The organism is Winogradskyella sp. MH6, assembly GCF_022810765.1.
In the GTDB taxonomy this organism is placed as follows: Bacteria; Bacteroidota; Bacteroidia; order Flavobacteriales; family Flavobacteriaceae; genus Winogradskyella.
The window spans coordinates 804,637-827,474 of the sequence record NZ_CP094494.1 but is presented as its reverse complement, the minus strand read 5'-3'; the positions used below and the strand labels follow the sequence as shown (position 1 = coordinate 827,474).

Annotated in this window: 24 protein-coding genes and 2 tRNA genes; 13 read left to right on the top strand and 13 right to left on the bottom strand. The window is 33.5% G+C overall.

The annotated features are described in order from the left end of the window. The first annotated feature begins 70 nt into the window (after window positions 1–70). Window positions 71–265 (top strand): 30S ribosomal protein S21, encoded by a 195-nt coding sequence (rpsU, locus tag MST30_RS03820; protein ID WP_076619898.1) that lies wholly within the window; start codon window positions 71–73, stop codon window positions 263–265. Between the two features lie 83 nt (window positions 266–348). Here rpsU and MST30_RS03815 read toward each other — a convergent pair whose 3' ends face one another. Together MST30_RS03815 and MST30_RS03810 are read right to left on the bottom strand one after the other, a co-directional pair. Further along, entirely contained in the window at window positions 349–600 is a 252-nt protein-coding gene (locus MST30_RS03815) for a hypothetical protein (protein ID WP_243473082.1), read from the bottom strand. Window positions 601–671: 71 nt separating this feature from the next. Beyond that, on the bottom strand, window positions 672–1,466 hold the full coding sequence (locus MST30_RS03810; RefSeq protein WP_243473081.1) for a DUF2797 domain-containing protein: 795 nt from the start codon (window positions 1,464–1,466) through the stop codon (window positions 672–674). Between the two features lie 103 nt (window positions 1,467–1,569). Between MST30_RS03810 and MST30_RS03805 the strand changes: the two genes are divergently transcribed. Further along, window positions 1,570–3,084, top strand: coding sequence for a GH3 auxin-responsive promoter family protein (locus MST30_RS03805; RefSeq protein WP_243473080.1), 1,515 nt, complete (start codon window positions 1,570–1,572; stop codon window positions 3,082–3,084). Between the two features lie 266 nt (window positions 3,085–3,350). On the opposite strand, the gene clpX is transcribed toward MST30_RS03805, so the two are convergent. The 6 genes from clpX to MST30_RS03775 all read right to left on the bottom strand — a co-directional run bounded on the left by clpX (window position 3,351) and on the right by MST30_RS03775 (window position 8,638). Beyond that, entirely contained in the window at window positions 3,351–4,580 is a 1,230-nt protein-coding gene (gene clpX / locus MST30_RS03800; RefSeq protein WP_243473079.1) for an ATP-dependent Clp protease ATP-binding subunit ClpX, read from the bottom strand. A 49-nt stretch (window positions 4,581–4,629) separates the two neighbouring features. Continuing rightward, window positions 4,630–5,304: an ATP-dependent Clp endopeptidase proteolytic subunit ClpP gene (gene clpP / locus MST30_RS03795; protein WP_243473078.1), complete on the bottom strand. Its 675-nt coding sequence runs from the start codon at window positions 5,302–5,304 to the stop codon at window positions 4,630–4,632. A gap of 86 nt (window positions 5,305–5,390) precedes the next feature. Further along, entirely contained in the window at window positions 5,391–6,713 is a 1,323-nt protein-coding gene (tig, locus tag MST30_RS03790; RefSeq protein WP_243473077.1) for a trigger factor, read from the bottom strand. 76 nt (window positions 6,714–6,789) lie between these two features. Beyond that, window positions 6,790–7,140: a phage holin family protein gene (locus tag MST30_RS03785; RefSeq protein WP_243473076.1), complete on the bottom strand. Its 351-nt coding sequence runs from the start codon at window positions 7,138–7,140 to the stop codon at window positions 6,790–6,792. Between the two features lie 23 nt (window positions 7,141–7,163). After that, on the bottom strand, window positions 7,164–7,928 hold the full coding sequence (locus MST30_RS03780) for an alpha/beta fold hydrolase (RefSeq protein WP_243473075.1): 765 nt from the start codon (window positions 7,926–7,928) through the stop codon (window positions 7,164–7,166). Beyond that, window positions 7,925–8,638, bottom strand: a complete 714-nt coding sequence (locus tag MST30_RS03775) for a pyridoxine 5'-phosphate synthase (RefSeq protein ID WP_243473074.1) — start codon at window positions 8,636–8,638, stop codon at window positions 7,925–7,927. The genes MST30_RS03780 and MST30_RS03775 overlap by 4 nt, the downstream gene beginning before the upstream one ends. A gap of 91 nt (window positions 8,639–8,729) precedes the next feature. Here MST30_RS03775 and MST30_RS03770 point away from each other — a divergent pair, with 91 nt between their 5' ends. The 8 genes from MST30_RS03770 to murI all read left to right on the top strand — a co-directional run bounded on the left by MST30_RS03770 (window position 8,730) and on the right by murI (window position 17,006). After that, a complete protein-coding gene (locus MST30_RS03770; protein ID WP_243473073.1) occupies window positions 8,730–9,386 on the top strand; it encodes a CBS domain-containing protein in 657 nt (218 codons plus the stop codon). A gap of 2 nt (window positions 9,387–9,388) precedes the next feature. Beyond that, complete coding sequence (locus MST30_RS03765) at window positions 9,389–10,267, top strand: NAD kinase (protein WP_243473854.1); 879 nt, start codon at window positions 9,389–9,391, stop codon at window positions 10,265–10,267. A gap of 112 nt (window positions 10,268–10,379) precedes the next feature. Beyond that, window positions 10,380–11,069, top strand: coding sequence for a type IX secretion system protein PorG (locus MST30_RS03760; protein ID WP_243473072.1), 690 nt, complete (start codon window positions 10,380–10,382; stop codon window positions 11,067–11,069). A 1-nt stretch (window position 11,070) separates the two neighbouring features. After that, the gene (locus MST30_RS03755; protein ID WP_243473071.1) at window positions 11,071–11,814 is read left to right on the top strand and encodes an undecaprenyl pyrophosphate synthase; all 744 of its coding nucleotides are present in this window, start codon (window positions 11,071–11,073) and stop codon (window positions 11,812–11,814) included. Further along, entirely contained in the window at window positions 11,783–14,362 is a 2,580-nt protein-coding gene (bamA, locus tag MST30_RS03750) for an outer membrane protein assembly factor BamA (protein ID WP_243473070.1), read from the top strand. Before MST30_RS03755 ends, bamA begins: the two co-directional genes overlap by 32 nt. Before the next feature lie 153 nt (window positions 14,363–14,515). Then, window positions 14,516–15,604, top strand: a complete 1,089-nt coding sequence (locus MST30_RS03745) for an OmpH/Skp family outer membrane protein (protein ID WP_346346982.1) — start codon at window positions 14,516–14,518, stop codon at window positions 15,602–15,604. A 32-nt stretch (window positions 15,605–15,636) separates the two neighbouring features. Beyond that, entirely contained in the window at window positions 15,637–16,137 is a 501-nt protein-coding gene (locus MST30_RS03740) for an OmpH/Skp family outer membrane protein (protein ID WP_243473069.1), read from the top strand. A gap of 89 nt (window positions 16,138–16,226) precedes the next feature. Beyond that, the gene (gene murI / locus MST30_RS03735; protein ID WP_243473068.1) at window positions 16,227–17,006 is read left to right on the top strand and encodes a glutamate racemase; all 780 of its coding nucleotides are present in this window, start codon (window positions 16,227–16,229) and stop codon (window positions 17,004–17,006) included. A 3-nt stretch (window positions 17,007–17,009) separates the two neighbouring features. On the opposite strand, the gene MST30_RS03730 is transcribed toward murI, so the two are convergent. Both MST30_RS03730 and MST30_RS03725 read right to left on the bottom strand, forming a co-directional pair. After that, a complete protein-coding gene (locus MST30_RS03730) occupies window positions 17,010–17,528 on the bottom strand; it encodes a gamma carbonic anhydrase family protein (protein WP_243473067.1) in 519 nt (172 codons plus the stop codon). A 26-nt stretch (window positions 17,529–17,554) separates the two neighbouring features. Further along, complete coding sequence (locus MST30_RS03725; protein ID WP_243473066.1) at window positions 17,555–18,088, bottom strand: RNA methyltransferase; 534 nt, start codon at window positions 18,086–18,088, stop codon at window positions 17,555–17,557. A gap of 134 nt (window positions 18,089–18,222) precedes the next feature. Here MST30_RS03725 and mutS point away from each other — a divergent pair, with 134 nt between their 5' ends. The 3 genes from mutS (at window position 18,223) to MST30_RS03710 (ending at window position 21,132) form a co-directional block, all read left to right on the top strand. Beyond that, the gene (gene mutS, locus MST30_RS03720; RefSeq protein ID WP_243473065.1) at window positions 18,223–20,835 is read left to right on the top strand and encodes a DNA mismatch repair protein MutS; all 2,613 of its coding nucleotides are present in this window, start codon (window positions 18,223–18,225) and stop codon (window positions 20,833–20,835) included. A gap of 95 nt (window positions 20,836–20,930) precedes the next feature. After that, window positions 20,931–21,002, top strand: a tRNA-Gly gene (locus MST30_RS03715). Window positions 21,003–21,047: 45 nt separating this feature from the next. Then, window positions 21,048–21,132 (top strand) — tRNA-Leu (locus MST30_RS03710). A 370-nt stretch (window positions 21,133–21,502) separates the two neighbouring features. Here the strand turns inward: MST30_RS03710 and MST30_RS03705 are convergent. From MST30_RS03705 to MST30_RS03695, 3 genes are read right to left on the bottom strand one after another with little or no spacing between them, the layout of a single operon-like run. Continuing rightward, on the bottom strand, window positions 21,503–21,976 hold the full coding sequence (locus MST30_RS03705; RefSeq protein WP_243473064.1) for a hypothetical protein: 474 nt from the start codon (window positions 21,974–21,976) through the stop codon (window positions 21,503–21,505). 16 nt (window positions 21,977–21,992) lie between these two features. After that, entirely contained in the window at window positions 21,993–22,541 is a 549-nt protein-coding gene (locus MST30_RS03700; RefSeq protein WP_243473063.1) for a helix-turn-helix domain-containing protein, read from the bottom strand. Then, on the bottom strand, window positions 22,525–22,785 hold the full coding sequence (locus tag MST30_RS03695) for a hypothetical protein (RefSeq protein ID WP_243473062.1): 261 nt from the start codon (window positions 22,783–22,785) through the stop codon (window positions 22,525–22,527). The genes MST30_RS03700 and MST30_RS03695 overlap by 17 nt, the downstream gene beginning before the upstream one ends. Window positions 22,786–22,838: the final 53 nt, after the last annotated feature.

The following is a 22,838-nucleotide window of genomic DNA, read 5'->3' as shown; positions in this document are numbered from 1 at the left end:
TTATTTTCAAATAGTTGGCCTATATTTGCCGACCATTTGCAAGATATAGATAATAAAAAACTAGCGATAGATGATTAAAATCGAAATTAAAGAAGGAGAGAATATAGAAAGAGCTCTTAAGCGTTACAAGCGTAAGCACAGAAATGTACAGATTATGCAAAACTTAAGAGAGTCTCGTTATTTCACTAAACCATCTGTTAAGAGAAGAAGAGAGATTCAAAAAGCAGAATATATTCAGAGTTTAAGAGACGCAGAAAACATCTAGGTCTCTAGCTTTTTATTTTACAATATTAAAAGAGCAACAAATTGTTGCTCTTTTTTCGTTTTCTATATCCAAATAGAAACAGATTATCTAAAGTTTTCGTTTTCAGCTCTAACTTCTATAGGTTCAACTGGATGATCTTCATAAAAATGCTCAAAAGTTTTGTTGGTTGTGTACTTGTCCTTTAATACTTTATATACCATAATAACAACTAGAATCTGTCCAATAACTGTAAGGTAGAATATCCAATTAAACGGAAAATTCATAGAACACATAATAGTTATGGTTATTAATAGTAGTGTTGTAATTGCAACGTAGAGGAATGGTGACTGCTTCATCTTCTTTTTATTGAAATTTAATAATAAGAATCTGAACAAAATAATTTTTAACGCAACCCTAACATTCTGTTTTACAATATATTTAGATCTACAACAAGCCCTTCGTTTGCTCGAATATTAAATACTGTATCATCTTCAAAAATGAGATATTGGCCTTTAATACCAACTAATTTGCCTGAGTAGTTTACTTGTTTCTCAATATTCAAGCTTTTAGGTTTTTCAGGGTAGTGCTCTACCGGAAAATGAAGGTGAGTCTCGGTATTGTTTTCTATAAAGTAATCTTTAACTTCATCAGGAATGTAAATCTTTAAACGTTGTCTCCACTCGGTTAAGTCTTCATCTACATTGTCATTTTTTAGCATTTTTCTCCAATTGGTTTTATCTGCGACATGATCTTTTAAGGCAACCTCAGTAATGCCTGCCAAATAACGGTTTGGTACTTCGACAATCTCAATAGCTTCATGTGCACCTTGGTCTATCCAACGTGTAGGAATTTGACTTTTTCTGGTAACACCAACTTTTACGTTACTAGAATTAGCTAAGTATACAATATGTGGTTGTAACTGTACCTTTTTTTCGTATTCTAAATCTCTATCTTCTTTGCCTAAATGTGCTGTACTCAATTCTGGTCGCATTATCCAATCGCCAGCAACAGGTTTGTCAAAAAAACAGCTCTTACAAAACCCTTGTCTATAAATAGGTTTGTCTAGTCCACAACTCAAACATTGATGCCCAACATGCTTAACTTCAATAGTTTTGTTGATGAGTTGATTCATGTGAATAAAATCGTTCTCAAAAACCAAGTAATATTGAATTGGTTCTAAAAATTCAGTCTGCATTTTAGTGAGGACACCTGTATAAATCATAAAAGAAATTTATTAAATTTAGCTTTTGGATTTTCAAGAAATTAAATTTGAAAATAAACTTATAATAGCCTAATACCGTTTAACGGTTAAAGATAACCAATCCATGCCAATTCCTATTGTAAATTCTATTGCTTCGTGGTTTTTAAAAAAGCGATTTCATCAAATAGATCTGTTTTTAAAATATCCTAACGAGGTACAAAACGAATTGCTGTTTAGTCTTTTGAAATTTGCTAAGGATACAGAGATAGGTAAGCAGTATGATTTTGCTTCAATAAAAAAGTATAAAGAATTTAATGAGCGCTTGCCTGTAGTAAGCTATGAAGATGTACAACCTTTAATTGAGCGCTCTAGACAAGGCGAACAGAATATTTTTTGGCCTAGACCAATAAAATGGTTTGCTAAATCGAGTGGAACAACCAATTCTAAAAGCAAGTTCATTCCGGTAAGTACAGAATCGTTAGAAGATTGTCATTATGCAGCAAGTAAAGACTTGTTGTGTATGTATCTTAATAATAATGAGGATGCACAGTTGTTTACAGGAAAAAGTCTTCGCTTAGGTGGAAGCAAAGAATTGTATAAAGAAAACGGGACTGTTTTTGGAGACCTTAGCGCTATTCTTATTGATAATATGCCGTTTTGGGCAGAGTTTAGCAGCACTCCAGGTAGCAAGGTATCTTTAATGAGTGAATGGGAGGCGAAAATGCAAGCTATAGTAGCGGAAACTATAGAAGAAAATGTAACGAGTTTAGCTGGTGTGCCATCATGGATGTTAGTGCTTCTCAATAACGTACTAGATAAAACAGGAAAAGATAACCTTTTTGATATTTGGCCAAATCTTGAAGTTTACTTTCATGGAGGTGTGAGTTTTAATCCCTATATAGAACAGTACAGGTCTATATTGCCTAAAAAAGATTTTAAATATTATGAAATCTATAATGCTTCTGAAGGATTCTTTGCGATACAAGATCAGAACTATTCTGGGGATTTATTATTGATGTTAGATTATGGTATTTTCTATGAGTTTATTCCTATGGATACCTATGGCACTAAAGATGAAAAAGTAATTCCGTTGAGTGAAGTAGAGTTAGGAAAAAACTATGCTGTTATTATTACGACAAATGCTGGTCTTTGGCGCTATAAAATTGGTGATACAATACGATTTGTGAGTTTAAAACCACATAGAATTAAAGTGTCTGGTAGAACAAAACACCATATTAACGCCTTTGGTGAAGAGCTCATCATTGAAAATGCAGAAGATGCTCTAAAGAAAGTTTGCAAAAGAACGGCTGCTGAGATTGTAGATTATACAGCTGCGCCAATATTTATGCAAGGCAAAGAAAAAGGCGCGCATGAGTGGATTATTGAGTTTAAAACACCACCTAAAAACATGTCTTATTTTGAAGAGTTGTTTGATAATGCGCTTAAGGCATTAAACTCTGATTATGAAGCCAAGCGCTACAATAACATGACTTTAAACAAGCCAAAAATTCATTGTGCACGTACCAACTTATTTTACGATTGGTTAAAGGAAAACGATAAACTTGGTGGTCAGCACAAAGTACCTCGTTTATCAAACTCTAGAGATTATATTGACGAGTTATTAAGGTTAAATAAATAAACATTTTTAATATTGCCATTCGTCGTTAAAATCATCAAGTAATTTTCATACAACGAGATTTAAAATGACTTTAACCAAAAACTTGTCGAAATGGTTTTAACAATAAAAGATGGTTCTATATTAGCAGTAAATAAATGTGCTATTTATTAAAAACCCTAACTATTTTATATAACATATTGTCAGCAATATTTATTAATCAATCCTAAGAATAAAAAAACCACAATTTTTAAAATTGTGGTTTCTTTTTTTGATTATTCTTATTCCAGTTAGGACACAGCCTTAAGCTTTTTTAAAGTAGATTTGTTTAATCGATCTTCAGCGTAAGCTTTGGTTACATTTAGTTTTGTTTCTCCAGAACCAGGTAAATCAAACATGGCTTCGGTTAATATTTCTTCGCAAAGCGAACGTAAACCACGAGCACCGAGTTTGTATTCAATAGCTTTTTCTACAATATAGTCTAAAGCGCCATCTGTGATTGTAAAATCAACCTCATCCATGGCAAACAATTTTTTGTATTGTTTGATAATGGCATTTTTAGGTTCGGTTAAGATAGCTCTGAGTGTATTAGCATCTAATGGATCCATATGTGTTAATACTGGTAGACGACCAATAATTTCAGGTATTAATCCAAAGTCTTTTAGGTCTTTTGGAATAATATATTGAAGGATGTTGTTATCATCTACATTATCATCTTTTATAGAACTGTAGCCAATGGCTTGCATGTTAAGACGTTTGGTAATTACACGCTCAATACCATCAAAAGCTCCGCCAGCAATGAATAAAATGTGCTCTGTATTAACTTCTATAAACTTTTGATCTGGATGTTTACGACCACCTTTTGGTGGAACATTAACAACAGTGCCTTCTAATAATTTTAGAAGTGCTTGCTGTACACCTTCACCAGATACATCTCTTGTTATTGATGGATTATCACTTTTACGAGCAATCTTATCAATTTCATCTATAAAAACAATGCCTCGTTCAGCTTTTTCTAGATTATAATCTGCTGCTTGCAACAAACGTGTTAATATACTTTCAACATCTTCACCTACATAACCTGCTTCGGTTAACACAGTAGCGTCAACAATGGCTAAAGGTACGTTAAGCATTCGTGCCACTGTCTTTGCCATTAAGGTTTTACCTGTACCTGTTTGCCCAACCATGATGATGTTGCTCTTTTGGATTTCAATATCATCCTCAGAAGGTGGTTGTAATAAACGTTTATAGTGATTGTAAACAGCAACAGACATAACGCGTTTGGTGTACTCTTGTCCAATGATATATTCATCTAAGAAAGCCTTAATCTCTTTTGGTTTTCTCAGCATTAACTCTGCACTAAGCTCTGAGTTGCCCGATTGTTTGGATTCTTCAACAACAATACCATACGCTTGCTCAATACAACGGTCACAGATGTGTGCATCTAGTCCAGCAATCAATAAATTGGTTTCTGACTTTTTCCTACCACAAAATGAGCATTCTAATTCTTCTTTCGCCATAATTTTCGTTCTTGTTTAGGGGTTTTTAGTCGCAAGATATTTGGTTTGTTTACTTGCGTTCTAAAACTTCGTCAATCATTCCGTATTCTAAAGCTTCGTTAGATCGCATCCAGTAATCTCTATCAGAATCTTTTTCAACTTGCTCATATGATTTGCCAGAATGTGTAGAGATGATATTATAAAGTTCTTCTTTAACTTTTAAAGTCTCTCTAACAGCAATTTCCATATCAGATACTTGGCCTTGCGTACCACTCATCGGTTGGTGTATCATAACACGAGAATGTTTTAATGCAGAACGCTTCCCTTTTTCACCAGCACATAATAATACAGCTGCCATTGATGCAGCTATACCTGTACAGATTGTAGCAACATCTGGTTTTACAAACTGCATAGTGTCATAAATACCTAGACCTGCATATACAGATCCACCAGGTGAATTAATATATATTTGAATATCTTTTGAAGCGTCTACACTTTGTAAAAACAGTAACTGGGCTTGTATGATATTTGCCACTTGATCGTTTACGCCAGTACCTAGAAATATAATACGATCCATCATAAGGCGCGAAAACACATCCATTGCGACTGCGTTCATTTGGCGCTCTTCAATAATGTTAGGTGTAAGGTTTGTAGGATACATGCTTGTTATGATTTTGTCATAATGAGCACTATTGATACCTTGATCTTTTATTGCGAACTTTTCAAATTCTTTTCCGTAATTCATTATAGTTTCAATTTGTTTTTTGTTAAAAAAAAAAGCGTAAAACTTTTCAGTTCTACGCCTTAAAGATACTAATTTATTCAATAACCTTAGCTGTAGAATTCTTTAACAAAATCATCATAAGTGATTTCTTTTGTTTTGATATTTGCTTCGGTTTTGTAAAGGTTTAATAGTTTTTGGCTCATCAATTGCTCAGATAGACGTTTTACCTCATCTTGATTAGACATTATACGAGTTGCGATATCTTCTAATTCTTTTTCTGAAGGATTTAATTGACCAAATTGTGCCATTTGACCTTTAATCATGTCCATAGCGTAAGCTTTCAATTCTTCAAATTGAACTTGTAAGTTATGGTCTGTGATTAATTTTCCTTCTATAAGTTGGTAGCGCATGCTTTTTTCAGACTTTTCATATTCTTCTTTAGCTTGCTCTTCAGTCATTGGTTCTTCACCAGCTGTTTGCATCCATTTTTGAAGGAATTCTACAGGAAGGTCAAACGATGTGCTTTCTAATAAGTATTCAGTAACATCATTTAATAATTTCTGATCACCTTGTTGTGCAAATTGCTTTTCAGAATCTTCCTTAATCTTATCTTTTAGCTCAGTAACAGAAGTTACTGCTTTAGGGCCAAAAAGCTTATCGAATAATTCTTGGTCTAAATCTGCAAGTTCTCTTTCGTTAATTTCAGCAACTTCGAAGTTTACATTAATATCTAATCCATGAGCATCATCGTGAGATACTTTTAAGAACGTCATTAAGTCGTGGTCGTCATTAAAAAGACCTTTAGTTTTTAACTCAATAACATCTCCAACTTTAGCTCCGATAAATTTCTTAGGGTTTGTTTTTCCTTTTAATTTATCTAAAGTTAAAGTTGCAACGCTCTCTATACCTTCTTCTTCGTTAGTGAATTTTCCAGTAATTTCAGAATCTTTAGTTACTTCGGTTTGAGATACTAACTTACCGTATTGCTTTTGGATATGCTCAACTTGGTTGTTAATCATTTTATCATCAGCAACGATATTATAGTGCGTTATTGCTTTTTTGCCTTTTAGTTTTACATCAAATTCTGGTGCTAAACCTAATTCGAATTCAAAAGAAAAAGCATCAGCATCCCAATCTAGGTCATCTTGTTGTTTTGGTAACGGGTTACCTAAAACGTCTAGTTTTTCTTCAACCAAATACTTACCTATGGCATCTTGAAGTAATTTGTTTACCTCATCAACCAATACGGCTTTACCATACTGCTTTTTAACCAAGCTCATAGGAACGTGGCCTTTTCTAAATCCAGGAATGTTAGCAGACTTACGGTAATCTGATAAGATTTTTTCAACTTTATCGCTGTAATCTTCTTTAGCGATATCTACTTTTACAACTGCATTTAATGCGTCGATGTTTTCTCTTGTAATATTCATTATGCTTAGTAACTAAAATTGGGCTGCAAAAATACAATATTTTTCACAACCCTACAATAGTTTAAACGATTGGTTTTTAGTCGTTTTTTGGCTCTTTAAAAATGGTGTATAAAAAGGATTGCAGAATAGATAATAGAACGCTGAAAATTAAGGCGGTCCAAAATCCATTTACGCCAAATCCGTCAATTAATTTGTCAGCTAAAAGGATGATTAATGCGTTTATAACCAAAAGAAATAATCCCAAGGTTAAAATGGTAACTGGCAGCGTAAAAATTATCAAAATAGGCTTAACAAATAGGTTGAGAATTGCTAAAACAAAAGCAACGATAATGGCGCCAAGGTATCCGTCTACTTTAACACCACCTAAAAGGTGTGCTAAAATAAAAACAGCAAGGGCATTGATTAAAAGTCTTATTAAAAGATTCATACAATTAAGTTTTTTTAGTCCACTTAATATAAGAAATTAATTACAGCTTGATAAAAATCTTCTGGATTTTCTGCATGCAACCAATGACCAGCATTAGAAATGGTAACGATTTCTGAATTTGGAAAATGACGATGAATTATTGCTTCATCTTGTTCTCCAATATATTCAGAGCGGTCTCCACGCAGAAACAATGTGTCTTTTTCAAAAGTAGCGTGTATAGGCAATGCTTCGCCTACTTCTGCAACATTGTCTTTTAAAACAGGCAAATTGATTCTTAAGCCTAGTTGTCCTTTTTCTACCCAATATAAATTCTTGAGTAAGAACATGCGAATGCCTTGGTCTTTAATGTAGTTACTTAACGCTTTATCAGCTTCGCCTCGACTTTTAATTTTAGAAAAATCTAAACTACTCAAACCTTCTAAAATTGTATCGTGATGTACTGGATAATAACGCGGTGAAATATCTGCAACAATAAGCTTTTTTACCAATTCAGGATATAATGTAGAAAACAACATTGCTGTTTTTCCTCCCATGGAATGTCCTAACAGAATAATGTCGTTGAGGTTATGTTCTTCGCAATAGGCTTTTAGGTCATCTGCCATTAATTCATAATCAAAGTCATCTGAATGAAAACTACGACCATGGTTACGTTGGTCTACCAAATGGACTTGGTAGTTAGATTCTGAAAATTGTTTGGCTAAGGTTTTCCAATTATCACCCATGCCCAAAAAGCCATGAAGAATTATAAATGGTCTGCCTTCACCTATTATGTTAGAGTGTAAAATCATTTTAGTTTGTCTAAATACATTTTAATGACATTTTTAGCTCCTAAATATAAGCTTTCAGAGATTAAAGCATGTCCTATGGAAACCTCTAATAGGCCTGTAATATTCTCTTTAAAATATTTGATATTGTCAAGTGATAAATCATGGCCAGCATTAATACCTAGGCCAAGGGTGTTTGCCAAACCAGCACATTCCATATAAGGTTTTATGCCATCTTTGTTTCCTAAGCTAAATTGGTTTGCATAAGCTTCGGTATAAAGTTCAATTCTATCAGTGCCTGTTTCTTTGGCACCTTCAATTTGGTGTAAATCTGGATCTACAAAAATCGAAGTTCTAATACCATTGTTTTTAAATTCTTTAATAACATCTATTAAAAAATCTTTGTGCTTTACAGTATCCCAACCTGCATTAGAGGTAATAGCATCTTCGGCATCTGGCACTAAGGTTACTTGAGTTGGCTTTACTTCTAAAACCATATCAATAAACTTTGGTATAGGGTTACCTTCTATATTGAATTCTGTGGTGACTTCTGGTTTTAAATCGTAAACATCTTGATAGCGAATATGTCTTTCGTCTGGTCTTGGATGGATTGTTATGCCTTCAGCACCAAATCTTTGAGCGTCTTTAGCAAATTGCACCACACTCGGCACATCTCCTCCACGACTATTTCTTAGTGTCGCAATCTTATTAATGTTAACACTTAATTTTGTCATTTTTTTAAGTTTTAAACAACAAAAATACAGAACTCATCTTGGGTTTTTGTAGTTATTTTTGATTAATTTGCAAGATATTCAAACTCTAAATATGCAGTTACAGGATTTTGTAATAAACGATATAAAACCACTTAAGATTACTGATAAAATAGGCGATTTACAAATGCTATTTAATCAGCTAACATATTCGCATATACCAATACAAAATGAAGGTGTGTATATGGGCTGTGTGTCAGAGACTGATGTGCATTGTTTTGATAGTACTATAGCTATAAGCGATTGTAGTCATACTATTGAAGGGTTCTTTGTTAGGTCTACAACAAATTGGCTTGATGTGCTTGAGGCTTTTGCTCAAAATGACTCTAATATAATGCCGGTTTTAGATGAGAAAAATTCATATTTAGGATATTACGAGCTGAACGATATTATACACCTATTTAATGAAACACCTTTTTTTGCTGAGCCAGGAGGTATTCTAATTGTAGAAAAAGGTATTCATGATTATTCGTTTAGTGAAATTAGTCAGATTGTAGAGTCTAATGACGCAAAATTGCTAGGTGCATTTATATCTAAGATGGGTTCAGACCTTGTTCAGATTACTTTAAAAATTGGAAATACAAGTCTTAATGAGATTATACAAACTTTTAGACGCTACAGTTATAATATTGTTTCGGGTCACGAAGAAGATTCATATATAGAAAGCTTAAAAGACCGTTCGCAGTACTTAGATAAATACCTAAATATGTAATGATGAAAATTGCAATTTACGGTCAGAACTATGCGAAAGATTCAACTCAGAATGCACTAGAAATTTTAGTAGATGTGCTGTTGAAGTATGATGCTGAAATTTTTGTTGAGTCAGATTTTTTAAGCCAACAGCATGAAGTGGTTCTTAATAATACGGCTTTAAAGACGTTTTCAAAACTAGATAAAAGTTACGATTTGCTCATTAGTATTGGTGGCGACGGAACCATATTAAGAGCTATTACCCATGTAAGAGATTTGGGTATTCCTATAGTTGGTATAAATACTGGTCGATTAGGATTCTTGGCAACTATACAAACCGAAGAGATAGAATCTGCTCTTGCCGAAATTTTTAATGGTGATTATAAAATATCTGAGCGTACATTGTTGAGCGTTACTACACAACCAAAGAGTGAAGCTGTAGGTGAAACTAATTTTGCGCTTAATGAGATTGCCTTGAGCAGAAAGAATACCACTTCTATGATAACTGTTGAAACACATCTCGATGATGAATACTTAACATCGTATTGGGCAGACGGTCTTATTTTATCTACACCAACTGGTTCTACAGGCTATTCTTTAAGTTGTGGAGGACCTGTTATAACACCAGAGGCTAATAATTTTGCATTGACACCAATTGCACCTCATAATTTAAGTGCAAGACCTTTAATTATTCCAGATAAAACAAAAGTTACTTTTAAGGTTGATGGACGGGAAGATCAATTTTTAATGTCTTTAGACTCTAGAATAGTTACATTACCTAATACTACTACGGTAACAGTGAAAAAGGCAAATTTTGCAATCAAGATGGTTGAGCGTTTACAAGAAACATTTTTAGACACCTTAAGAAAAAAGCTTCTTTGGGGAGAGGATAGACGTAATTAAGTCGTGTTTTTTTACAATAAAAGCTTGTAAATGTTGTTTATCTCTAAGACAATTTGTGTCAAATTGTAATAGGCTAATCATAATTATTATATTTGCAAACTTTGAAAAATTTATGAGGTATTTATTCCTAATTTTTACAAGTGTATTTTTTATGCAAAATACTAATGCTCAAATCTATGAGGTTGGTGTGTTTGCAGGTGGGAGTAATTTTATTGGAGACGTAGGTGCTACTAATTATATATCTCCCAACCAGTTTGCTATTGGTGGTATTTTTAAGTGGAATAGAAGCCCGAGACATTCGTATAGGTTATCTGTCATATTTTCAGATTTAGAAGGTGTTGATGGTAAATCAGATGATCCTAGACGAATACAAAGAGGCTATAAGTTTAATACGAGTATTTTGGAAATTTCAGCAGGAATGGAATTTACATTTTGGGATTTCGATTTGCATACAAGCGGCATAAAAGGCACTCCGTATTTGTATACAGGTATTTCTGTGGCTAATCACGATAACTATTATTTTACTCAAAATGGTCAATATACCTCTGAGGATACTAGTAGTTGGGCTTATGGCATACCGATGGTTTTGGGATATAAAACTAATATTAGCAATCATTTGGTATTAGCAGCAGAAATAGGTGCTAGATATACATTTTCTGATGAACTGGATGGAAGTGTGCCAGATAATGAATTTAGAGAGCAGTTAAGTTTTGGAAATACTAATAGCAATGACTGGTATGTGTTTTCAGGAATTACCTTAACTTACACCTTTGGTAGAAGGCCATGCTATTGCAATTTTTAAAATGAGTCTAAAAGAAAAAGTAAATAAAGAAAAACTTCCTAACCATGTAGCAATTATCATGGATGGCAATGGTCGTTGGGCAAAACAGCAAGGCTTAATACGTGCAATAGGTCATGAAAATGGCACAAAAGCTGTAAGGCAGACTGTTGAGGCGAGTGCCGAGTTAGGTGTAAAAAATCTAACACTTTATGCCTTTTCTACAGAAAATTGGAACCGACCAAAACTAGAAGTGCAAACCCTTATGAAGCTTTTGGTTAAATCGCTAAAAAAAGAAATAAAGACACTGCAAGACAATAACATTAAGTTGTCTGCCATAGGATGTCTTCATGATTTGCCTAAAAAGGCGCATGAAGAGTTATTGGATGTTATAGAAAAGACAAAAAATAATACGAATATGACATTAACTCTGGCATTAAGCTATGGTTCTCGTGAAGAAATTGTTAATGTTATTAAAGAATTGTCAGTTAAAGTTAAAAATAATATAATTTCTACTGAAAGTATTGATGAATCAATTATAAATAAGCATCTTTACACGCAAAATTTACCAGATGTAGACTTGTTAATTCGCACTAGTGGAGAACAACGAATTAGCAATTTCTTACTTTGGCAAATTGCCTATGCTGAATTATATTTTACAGATATTTTATGGCCAGATTTTAACAAAGAACATTTGTACGAAGCGCTGATAAATTATCAAAATAGAGAACGAAGATTTGGAAAAACAAGCGAACAACTTACCTCATAAAAAAATACCAAAGTCCCTTGCTAAATTAATTGGTGTTGTATTATTTTTTACAATACCTTTTTTGGGTAATGCTCAAGTACAAGATGGTGCCAAGTATTTAATCAAAGACATTACGGTTACAGGAAATACTAATTTTAGTCCGCAAACCATTATAGCCTATTCCAAACTTAGAAAGGATGAGGAGATTCAAGTTGGTGGTGAAAAAATAGCAAATGCTGTTAAGACGTTATGGAAATCTAATCTCTTTAGCAGTATAGACATTTTTATCACTGATATTGATGGTAGAAACGCCAATTTAGAAATTCATCTAATGGATTTGCCAGAGCTTAAAGATCTTACTATTGAGGGTGTTAAGAAAGGTAAGAAAGATGAAATTATAACAGAGAATAAGCTTCAGTCTGGTGTAAAGGTTACCGAAAACCTCATTGCTACTACAAGAAATTACCTAACCAATAAATACAAAAAGAAAGGGTTTTTAAATACCAAAGTTAACATTCAAACTTCAGAGGTAATAGATTCTGTAGAGAAAGAGCGTGTTAACATGAAGATTAAGATAGACAGAGGTCAGAAAGTAAAAATAAAGCACATCAATTTTATAGGTAACGAAAAGCTGTCTGATAAAAAACTTCGTAAGGCCATGAAGAATACGAAGAAGAAAAGCCTAAGCCCACTGAGAATATTTAAACGATCAAAATACATTGAAGAAGATTTTAGAGAAGATTTAGTGAGTATTGTAGACCGATATAAAGAAAAAGGATATAGAGATGCTAGAATTGTTTCAGATTCAATAATCTATAACAATAACAAAACCATCAGTTTAAATATTGAAGTAGAAGAAGGAGAAAAATATACCTTTGGTAAAATCGATTTTATTGGTAACACGGTATATAGTGATAGACAATTGGCATTGTTGTTAGGTATCAAAGAAGGTGATGCGTACAATGGAGTAGAGCTTAGAGAGCGTATAGACGACCCTAACGATCCAGATGCACAAAGTTTGGTGAATGCTTATCAAAACTCAGGTTATATGTTTTCTACTATTAACCCGGTTGAAGTTAGTGCAGAAGGTAATGTTATTGATATGGAAATCCGTATTTCTGAAGGTAAGCCTGCTTATTTTAATAACGTTACTGTTAAAGGAAACGATGTTACCAATGATCATGTTATATACAGAGAAATAAGAACAAGACCAGGTGAGTTGTATAGTAAGTCTCAAATTATTAGAACCTTAAGAGAATTAGGGCAGTTAGGTTTCTTCGATGCTCAGCAGCTTGTTCCAAACATTAAAAATCCTAACCCAGTGGATGGTACCCTAGATATAGAGTATGAAGTAGCAGAACAAGGATCTAGTCAAATACAACTACAAGGTGGTTATGGTGGAGGTGGTTTTATAGGTACTCTAGGATTGTCTTTTAACAACTTTGCAATTAAAGATATTTTTAAGAAAGATGCCTACAAGCCTGTGCCAAGAGGTGACGGTCAGAGTTTAGCTTTGAGATTGCAGGCGAGTCAATTCTTTCAAACTTATAGTTTCTCATTTAGTGAACCTTGGTTGGGAGGTAAAAAACCATTTCAGTTATCAAGTTCTATATCTTATTCTAGACAATTTTTGTATAACTCAGCAACACGAAGAGCAGATAAGAGCAGAAGGTTTAATATTCTTGGTCTTACTCTAGGAGTTTCCACAAGGTTATCAGAGCCAGATGATTACTTTTTGTTATCACAAGCAATAAGCTACCAAAAGTATGATTTAAACAATTATAATACAGGTTTATTTACATTTGGTGATGGTACCTCTAATAACCTATCGTATACTATAGGCTTAAGTAGAAATAATTTATACACAGATCCAATTTTCCCAACAGGAGGTTCTAGTTTTACAGCTTCGGCAAAATTTTCTTTCCCATATTCTTTAGTTAACGGTGTAGATTATAAAGCTTTAAAGGATGAAAGAGATGCTTTAGATCCAACAGATGCAGATGATTATGCTCGTATAGGTGAAATTGACCAAGAGCGTTTCAAATGGTTAGAGTTCTATAAAATAAAGTTTAGAGCAGATTGGTATACAGCTTTAACAAAGAAGTTAGTTCTTAGACCAAGTGTAGAATTTGGATTCTTAGGTGCTTACAACAATGACAGAGGAGTTATTCCTTTTGAGCGTTTCTTTGTTGGTGGTGATGGTTTAGGAAACTTTGCGTTAGATGGAAGAGAGATTATTCAGTTACGTGGTTATCCTAATCAGTCCTTGTCAACTACAGATGGAGGCTCTATTTACAACAAATTCTCATTAGAATTGCGACATGCCATAACACTTGGAGCTCAAGCTAAGATTTATGCTTTAGGATTCTTAGAAGGAGGGCAGTCTATAAATAGTTTTAGAGATTTTAATCCTTTTAACGTAAGAAGATCTGCAGGTTTTGGTCTAAGAATCTTTATGCCAGCTTTTGGCTTATTGGGTATAGATTTTGGTCATGCATTTGATGATTTACCAGACGGAACATCGCCAAGAAAATGGGAAACACACTTCATTATTGGTCAACAATTTTAACTTTGGCACGATATTTTCTAACTGCTAAATAAGTATTTCATTATGGTGTTAAAATTTTTAAGGATATATTTCGTTAAATTTGAAGATTAGTAACACTAAAAACTGACGGAAAGATTGGTAAACAATTTAATAGGTCTCAAAACAAAAACAATCATGGTGAAATTTAAAGTTCTTTTTTTATTGGCAGTTATAGGTCTAGTGAGCTTTAGTAGTAATGCACAAAAAGGTGTTAGAATAGGATATATAGATACTGAATATATTTTACAAAATGTACCAGAGTATCAAGAAGCCTCAACGCAATTGGATAAAAAGGTGCTTCAGTGGAAAACAGAGATTGAAAAAAAGCTTAGTGGAATAGAACAAAAAAAGAAAGAGCTTGAAAACGAAAGTGTGCTTCTCACGAAGGAATTGTATGAAGAACGTATGGAAGATATTTCTTTTGAAGAGGCAGAAATCTTAGACTATCAACAAAAGCGTTTTGGTCCAAATGGTGATTTAATGATTCAGAAACGCCAGCTAATTGAGCCAATACAAGATCAAATATTTGCTGCAGTACAACAAATTGCAGAGACTAAAAAATTTGATTTCGTTTTCGATAAGTCAGCTGATGTAGTGATGCTTTATTCTGCAGAACGTTATGATATAAGTGAGCAAGTTTTAAGAACTATTACAAGAACATCAAAACGTAATCAGGCAAATAGCAAGAAGGAGCGTAAAGAATTAGAAGATGAAGAAGTCGTTCCTGAGGTAAGCGAAGAAAAAGATGAAAGACAAAAAGCTTTAGAAGAGCGTAAGGCAACAAGAGAAGCAGAATTAGCTGCAAAACGCGCTGAACGTGAAAAGGCATTAGAAGCTAGAAGAGCAAGACAAGACTCAATTAGAGCTGCTAAAAAGCGTGAAGCAGATGAACGTAGACAAAAAGTACTAGATGCTAGAAATAGCAATGAAGATGATGTTAAAACAACTGAAAAAGACAGTACATCACAAGCAAAAAATGCTGTTAAATCTTCTGCAGATAAAAAGAAAGATTCTGCTAAAAAGACTGATTCTGTAAGTACTAAAAAACCACTTACAGCGGCAGAGATAAAGGCAAGAGATAGAGAAAACAGAAGAAAAGCGTTAGAAGAACGTAAACAAAAAATATTAGAACAAAGAAAAAAAGCACGTGAAGAACGTGAAAAACAACTTAAACGAAGAGATTCTATAGCCAAGGCTAAGAAAGAAGAAGGAGAAAATAATTAATAATTATAACACACAAATACAATTTAGGAAAAATGAAACATTTAAAATCATTATTATTTGCAACTGCACTTTTTATTGGAGCATCAAGTTTTGTATCTGCTCAAAATAAAATTGCACATATTAATAAAGAGGAATTAATTAAAGCCATGCCAGCTTATGCTAACGCACAAGCAGAGGTTCAAAAATTAGCTGATACATACGAGGCGGAATTTCAAGACCAATTAAAGGAGATAGAAAATTTGGTTAAGCAATATAATGCAGAAGCAGCAGCGCAAACCGATGAAGAAAATATAAAGCGTAAGAAACAAGTTGATGGCATGAAGCAAGCATTAGCTATATACCAACAACAAAAGAATCAAGACTTAAGTAAGAAAGAGTACGATTTACTAAAGTCAATTGCTGATGATGCTGACGCAGCAATTCAGGCAGTAGCTAAAGCTCAAGGGTTTCAGTATGTATTAGACTCTGCTATGTTAATTGTAGCAGATGGTAAAGATTTAATGGCAGATGTAAAGGCTCACTTAAAACTATAAGTAAAAGCCTATAAATAAATACTTCTTAAAAAGTCGCTTTGTTAAGGCGACTTTTTATTTTTGTAGTATAATTAAATTTCAATCTTCTAGTGAGTAATAAACCTATTGGCATATTCGATTCTGGTGTTGGAGGTACTTCTATTTTTAAAGAAGTACACATGTTATTGCCTAACGAAAATATGATCTATTTAGCCGATAGTAAAAATGCACCTTATGGTAACAAGTCAGAGGAAGAGATTAGGAATCTTTCTATAAAAAACACCGAATTTTTACTAGAAAAAGGCTGTAAAATTATTGTTGTAGCTTGTAACACAGCCACCACAAATGCCATTTCGTATTTAAGAGAAACATATGATGTGCCATTTATAGGCATAGAACCTGCGATTAAACCTGCGGCTTTAAATACAAAAACAAAAGCTATAGGGATACTCGCTACAAAAGGAACGCTTAGTAGTCAGCTCTTTCATAAAACATCAGATCTTTACGCTAATGGAATTAAGGTAATTGAGCAAGTTGGTGAAGGGATTGTACCTTTAATTGAGTCAGGTCAATTACATACAAATCAAATGAAAGATTTGCTTCAAATGTATTTAGAACCTATGCTAAAAGCCAATATTGATTATCTGGTTTTAGGTTGTACTCATTATCCTTATCTAATACCAATGTTAGAAACCATGCTTCCTAAAGAAGTAAAAATAATAGATTCTGGATTGGCTGTAGCAAAGCAAACAAAGGCTATTTTACATTCTCAGAATTTACTTAATTCTGAAATAAATAAACCTTCAATAAAATTATACTCTAACAGGAATGTTGAGGTTTTAGATGCCTTACTTGAGGGTAAATTTGAAACAGCTTATTTAGATTTTTAAGCGTTAATCTTCCTTAAACCAACTGGAATATTTTACATAGTTATTGGCAATTCTATCGATTTCTCCTGAAATCAATTCCTTACTAATGTCTTTTACTTTTTTAGCAGGAACACCTGCATAAATACTACCAGATTCAACAACTGTGTTTTGAGTAACTACAGCACCAGCAGCAATAATACTATTACTTTCAATGATACAGTTGTCCATCACAATACTTCCCATACCAATAAGTACATTGTCGTGTATAGTGCAACCATGTACAATGGCATTATGCCCAATAGAGACATTGTTACCAATAGTTGTTGGTGATTTTTGATAGGTAGCATGTATTACAGCACCATCTTGAACATTCACCTTGTTTCCCATTTTTATATAGTGAACATCACCTCTAATTACAGCATTAAACCAAACGCTGCATTGGTTTCCCATGCTAACTTCTCCCACTATGGTGGCATTTTCGGCAACAAAACAATCTTCAGGGATTTGCGGATGTATATCTCTAACAGGTTTTATTATTGGCATAATTATAATTTTATGAATGAATAATTTTAATTCTTCTTCAATTTGCTAAAAACATCCCAAATCACCACACCAGCACTAACAGAAATATTTAGAGAATGCTTTGTGCCATACTGTGGGATTTCAATTACCAAATCACTAGTGTTTACAATATCTTGAGCTACTCCTTTAACTTCGTTACCAAATACAAAGGCATATTTTGTGTTCGGTTCTGGGTTAAAATTGTTCAGCATAGTTGCATTTTCAGCCTGTTCAATAGAACAGATATTTACACCTTCATTTTTTAAATTATTTACAACATCAATTGTGTTTTCGGCATATTCCCAATCTACGGTTTCTGTGCTTCCTAAAGCAGTCTTTCTAATGTCGTTATGTGGTGGTTGCGCTGTAATGCCACAGAGATAAATTTTTTCAATCAAAAAGGCATCACTTGTTCTAAAGACCGATCCAATATTATTAAGACTACGAATATTATCCAGAATTATAATTATTGGTGATTTTTCAGCGTCTTTAAATTCAGAAACATCGAGACGGTCTAATTCACTGTTTTTTAGTTTTCGCATGTTGAAATCTTATACTTTTTGTAAATAACTTATAAGCAAAAGGCTTTATAAAACAAGGCTATTTGGCTACATTAGCAATCTTACAATTGTAATTCCTGATAGCTTTCAGGATAAAACAAAAATACACAATTCTCTTGGCTAAAAAGGCAAAAAAAGAAACACCGTTAATGAAGCAATACAATGCTATAAAGGCAAAGTATCCTGATGCTTTATTATTGTTTAGGGTTGGTGATTTTTATGAAACTTTTGGTAGTGATGCCGTAAAGGCTTCAAAGATTTTAGATATCATTTTAACCAAGCGTGGTGCAGGTAGTGAGAGCGAAACAGAACTTGCGGGTTTCCCGCATCATTCGCTAAATACCTATCTTCCTAAGTTGGTAAGAGCAGGTGAGCGTGTTGCTATATGCGATCAGTTAGAAGATCCTAAGCAAACCAAAACTATTGTGAAACGTGGTGTAACTGAATTGGTAACACCAGGTGTAGCTCTAAATGATGATATTTTACACTCTAAGTCTAATAACTTTTTGTGTGCGGTTCATTTTGATAAACGTTTTACAGGAATTTCATTTTTAGATATCTCAACAGGTGAGTTTTTAACCTCTCAAGGCAATGCTGAATATATAGATAAGTTGCTTCAAAACTTTAATCCGAGTGAAGTTCTTATTTCAAAAAAATGCCGAAAAGAATTTAATGACACTTTTGGTAACGACTTTCATACCTTTTATCTAGAAGATTGGGTGTTTCAGGCAGATTATGCCAACGAGACACTTACCAAGCATTTTAATACAAAAACACTAAAAGGTTTTGGTGTTGAGGATTTGTATGAAGGTATTATTGCTTCTGGTGTTGTACTTCATTATTTGAGTGAAACACGACACAATAAATTAGAGCATATTGCCACGATTTCTAGAATTGCCACAGATGATTATGTGTGGATGGATAAATTCACCATTAGAAATTTAGAGTTGTACCATTCTACTAATGCCAATGCGGTGACTTTAATCAACGTTATCGACAAAACGATTTCTGCAATGGGAGGTCGTACCTTAAAGCGTTGGTTAGCATTACCATTAAAACAAGCCGATAAGATAAAGCAACGACACCTAGTGGTTAAGTATTTGTTGGAGCATGATGCTGCGCTTCAAAAAATGCAAGGACAGATAAAGCATATAGGCGATATAGAACGTCTTATTTCTAAGATTGCTACGACTAAAGTGAGTCCACGAGAAGTTATTCAACTTAAAAACTCTTTAGAAGCTATTGTGCCAATAAAATCGGTAGCTGAAAGTTGCGACAATGAAGCTCTAAAAATTATTGGAAGTAGTTTACATAATTGCGATTTGCTTCGCGAAAAAATAAAGCAAACCTTAAATGAAGAAGCACCTGTAAATGTTTTAAAAGGTAATACTATTGCCGAAGGGTTTTCAGAAGAGCTCGATGAGCTTAGAGGATTATCAAAGTCTGGCAAAGACTACTTAGATAATATGCTAGAGCGTGAGAGTGAGCGTACAGGTATACCATCTCTTAAAATTGCTTCAAATAATGTGTTTGGCTATTATATAGAAGTACGAAATACACATAAAGACAAAGTGCCGCAAGAATGGGTGCGAAAGCAAACATTGGTAAGTGCAGAGCGTTACATTACCGAAGAGTTAAAAGAATACGAGGCTAAAATATTAGGTGCTGAAGAACGTATTCTGGCCATAGAGCAACAGTTATTTGCTGAGTTGGTAAACTGGATGCATCAATTTATCGTTCAGGTGCAACAGAATGCACAATTAATAGGTCAGTTAGATTGTTTATGCGGTTTTGCGAGTTTGGCTAAGACCAATAATTATAGTTATCCTCAAATAGACGACAGTTTTGAATTAGACATTAAAGAAGGACGCCATCCTGTTATAGAAAAACAATTGCCACTCGGCGAAGCTTATATCGCTAACGATGTTTATCTCGATAGGGAAACACAGCAAATAATTATGATTACTGGACCAAACATGTCTGGTAAATCAGCTATTTTAAGACAGACAGCTTTAATTGTTTTGTTGGCACAAATAGGAAGTTTTGTGCCTGCTGAGGAAGCTAGAATTGGACTTGTAGATAAGATTTTTACACGTGTTGGTGCCAGCGATAATATTTCTATGGGTGAATCTACATTTATGGTAGAGATGAATGAAACGGCATCTATCCTTAATAATATTTCTGAGCGTAGTTTGGTATTGTTAGATGAAATAGGACGAGGTACGAGTACTTACGATGGTATTTCAATAGCCTGGGCAATAAGCGAATATTTACACGAGCATCCTGCAAAGCCCAAAACGCTTTTTGCTACGCATTACCATGAGCTTAATGAGATGACAGAAACATTCACTAGAATAAAAAACTTTAATGTTGCTGTTAAAGAGTTAAAAGACAACGTTCTTTTTGTTAGAAAGCTTGTTGAGGGTGGAAGCGAGCATAGTTTTGGAATTCATGTAGCTAAAATGGCAGGTATGCCTCAGCAAGTTATTAGACGCGCAAATAAAATTCTTTCTAAACTTGAAAAATCACATTCTAGTGAAGAATTAACCGATAAGGTAAAGTCTTTAAAAGACGATATGCAGTTGAGTTTCTTTAATTTAGATGATCCTTTACTAGAAGAAATCAAAGAAGAAATTCTACATACAGATATAGATACATTAACACCAGTTGAAGCATTAATGAAACTCAATGAAATTAAGCGAATGCTGATCAAGAAAAAACAAGCTTAAAATAAATTATATTTATTTTTAAAAAAGGCTTTGCATTTATAAGATTTATTTTAAATTTGCATCCGCTTTTACAGCGAAATAGTTCTTTAAAAACTGCGAAAGTAGCTCAGGGGTAGAGCATCACCTTGCCAAGGTGAGGGTCGCGGGTTCAAATCCCGTCTTTCGCTCTACAAAAATATATACCAATTAAAGTTACAGTCTGTAACTTGGATGCTGAAGTGGTGGAATTGGTAGACACGTTGGACTTAAAATCCAATGGCCATTATGGCCGTGCGGGTTCAAGTCCCGCCTTCAGTACAAAAAGCCTTGTTAATCATTTGATTTTCAAGGCTTTACTTTTTTTAAGACCCTTTGTTGGTCAACCATAAGTCAACAAAGGTAAAAAAAGGTGTAAATCAACACAAAACGTACTATTTACATACTGGTTAGGAAATACTCTATTTAAGGCTTGAATATTTGTCTAAAAGATATCCGGTTTTAAAGCTTTTGATTGTGTCGATTTTATTTGTTTTAGGATTGTAGCTTACCTCAACAAAAAAACGTCCTATTGCATAAAGATTACAACGTTCTGAGTCACTAACAAAGTTGTCAATGTAAGTGCCTAAATCCCATAATTGTTTTAATTGCTGGTCTCTAGTTAGAAGGTTAAATTCGTATAGAGTCAATCTTATTTTTTTTCTTTTGCTCGAAGCTTTTTTATTTTTTTGTCATAGGCTTCATGAAGCGCACTCATGTTAACTAAAGGAAGGGATTGTCCTGTATTCAATGTTAATGAAGTGAGATTAAAAAATGCTAGTCTCAGATGATTAATGCCTAGTGATAAACTGCCGAAATGATATAATGAGTCATATTCCTTTTTTTTAACCTCTTGTTTTATTTTATAATGACCTTGAGTAAGAATGTTTAAACTTAATGCGTCCTCATCATTTTGGTTTTTTTCATTAATTTCAAGCGCTATAAGTATGTAGTGTTCCCTATCATCTTGATTATTAATATAAAGGTCGTATTCAATATTAATTTCGAATAATTCCGAGTCTAACAAATTTACGTTAGTTTCATTATTAACTCTATCCGAATAATGAGCTTCTAATACTCTTTGTTCTAAAATTTCTATATCAGAGAAAAAGTTTGTCTTTTGCATCTCAGTTTTTTGTTATTTAACCGTAAGTTTTTATTTCTTTTCCAGACTTAATGATTTTTCCTTCAATGATGCGTTGTTTCGTACTTTTTCGTATTACACCAGTTATCGTGTTTTTTGAAGAGACTTTATATGAGGACTGGCATTCGTTTACGACTAAGCTATACGCACAACTAGAATAAACTCTATTTTTCAATGGATTTTTATCTTTAAAATTTTCTGAAACCCAAATAAATTTTGCAGTTTCAAGAGGTTCGTCATTTTCATTATAAAACTTATTGTTGTGAGCTTCTTTAGATAAAGCTGTAGGTGGTTGTAGTATAACACCTAGAGCTTCTTGAATTAAGGCAATATGCCTCATGCTCAATTTCTTTTTATTGTTAAATATACTACTTAAAAAAGGTTGACTTAAACCTGTAAGTCTTTCTAAATCTGATTGATTATATTCTTTTTCATCCATTATCTCGAGTATGGAACTTAAAATACGTGATTGTACCATTTGAGTTTCATGTTCAATATCGAAATTCGGGTTTGTAAGAATGTTTTTGAATTTATTCAATGATTTCATAATCATAAGTTGAAACTATTTTATATCTATTGCTTAACTGTTTGTCAATACCGTTTGTTTTTTTACTATAATAAAATTCGGACATAATAATGCATTTCTTTCGTCGTTTTCTGTTTTTTACATTACAAATAATTCTATCATTTTCTCTATTTAAGAATGGCTTCATCGCCTTAGTGCCGAATGGCTCATCGCTATATTTTTTAGACTTTAGCCCCTCAAGTATTTGACTGAAGATTAACTTCATTTCTTTAAAGTGACTTGCGTCTTGCATTACATATTGCATAAACTCATCTAGGA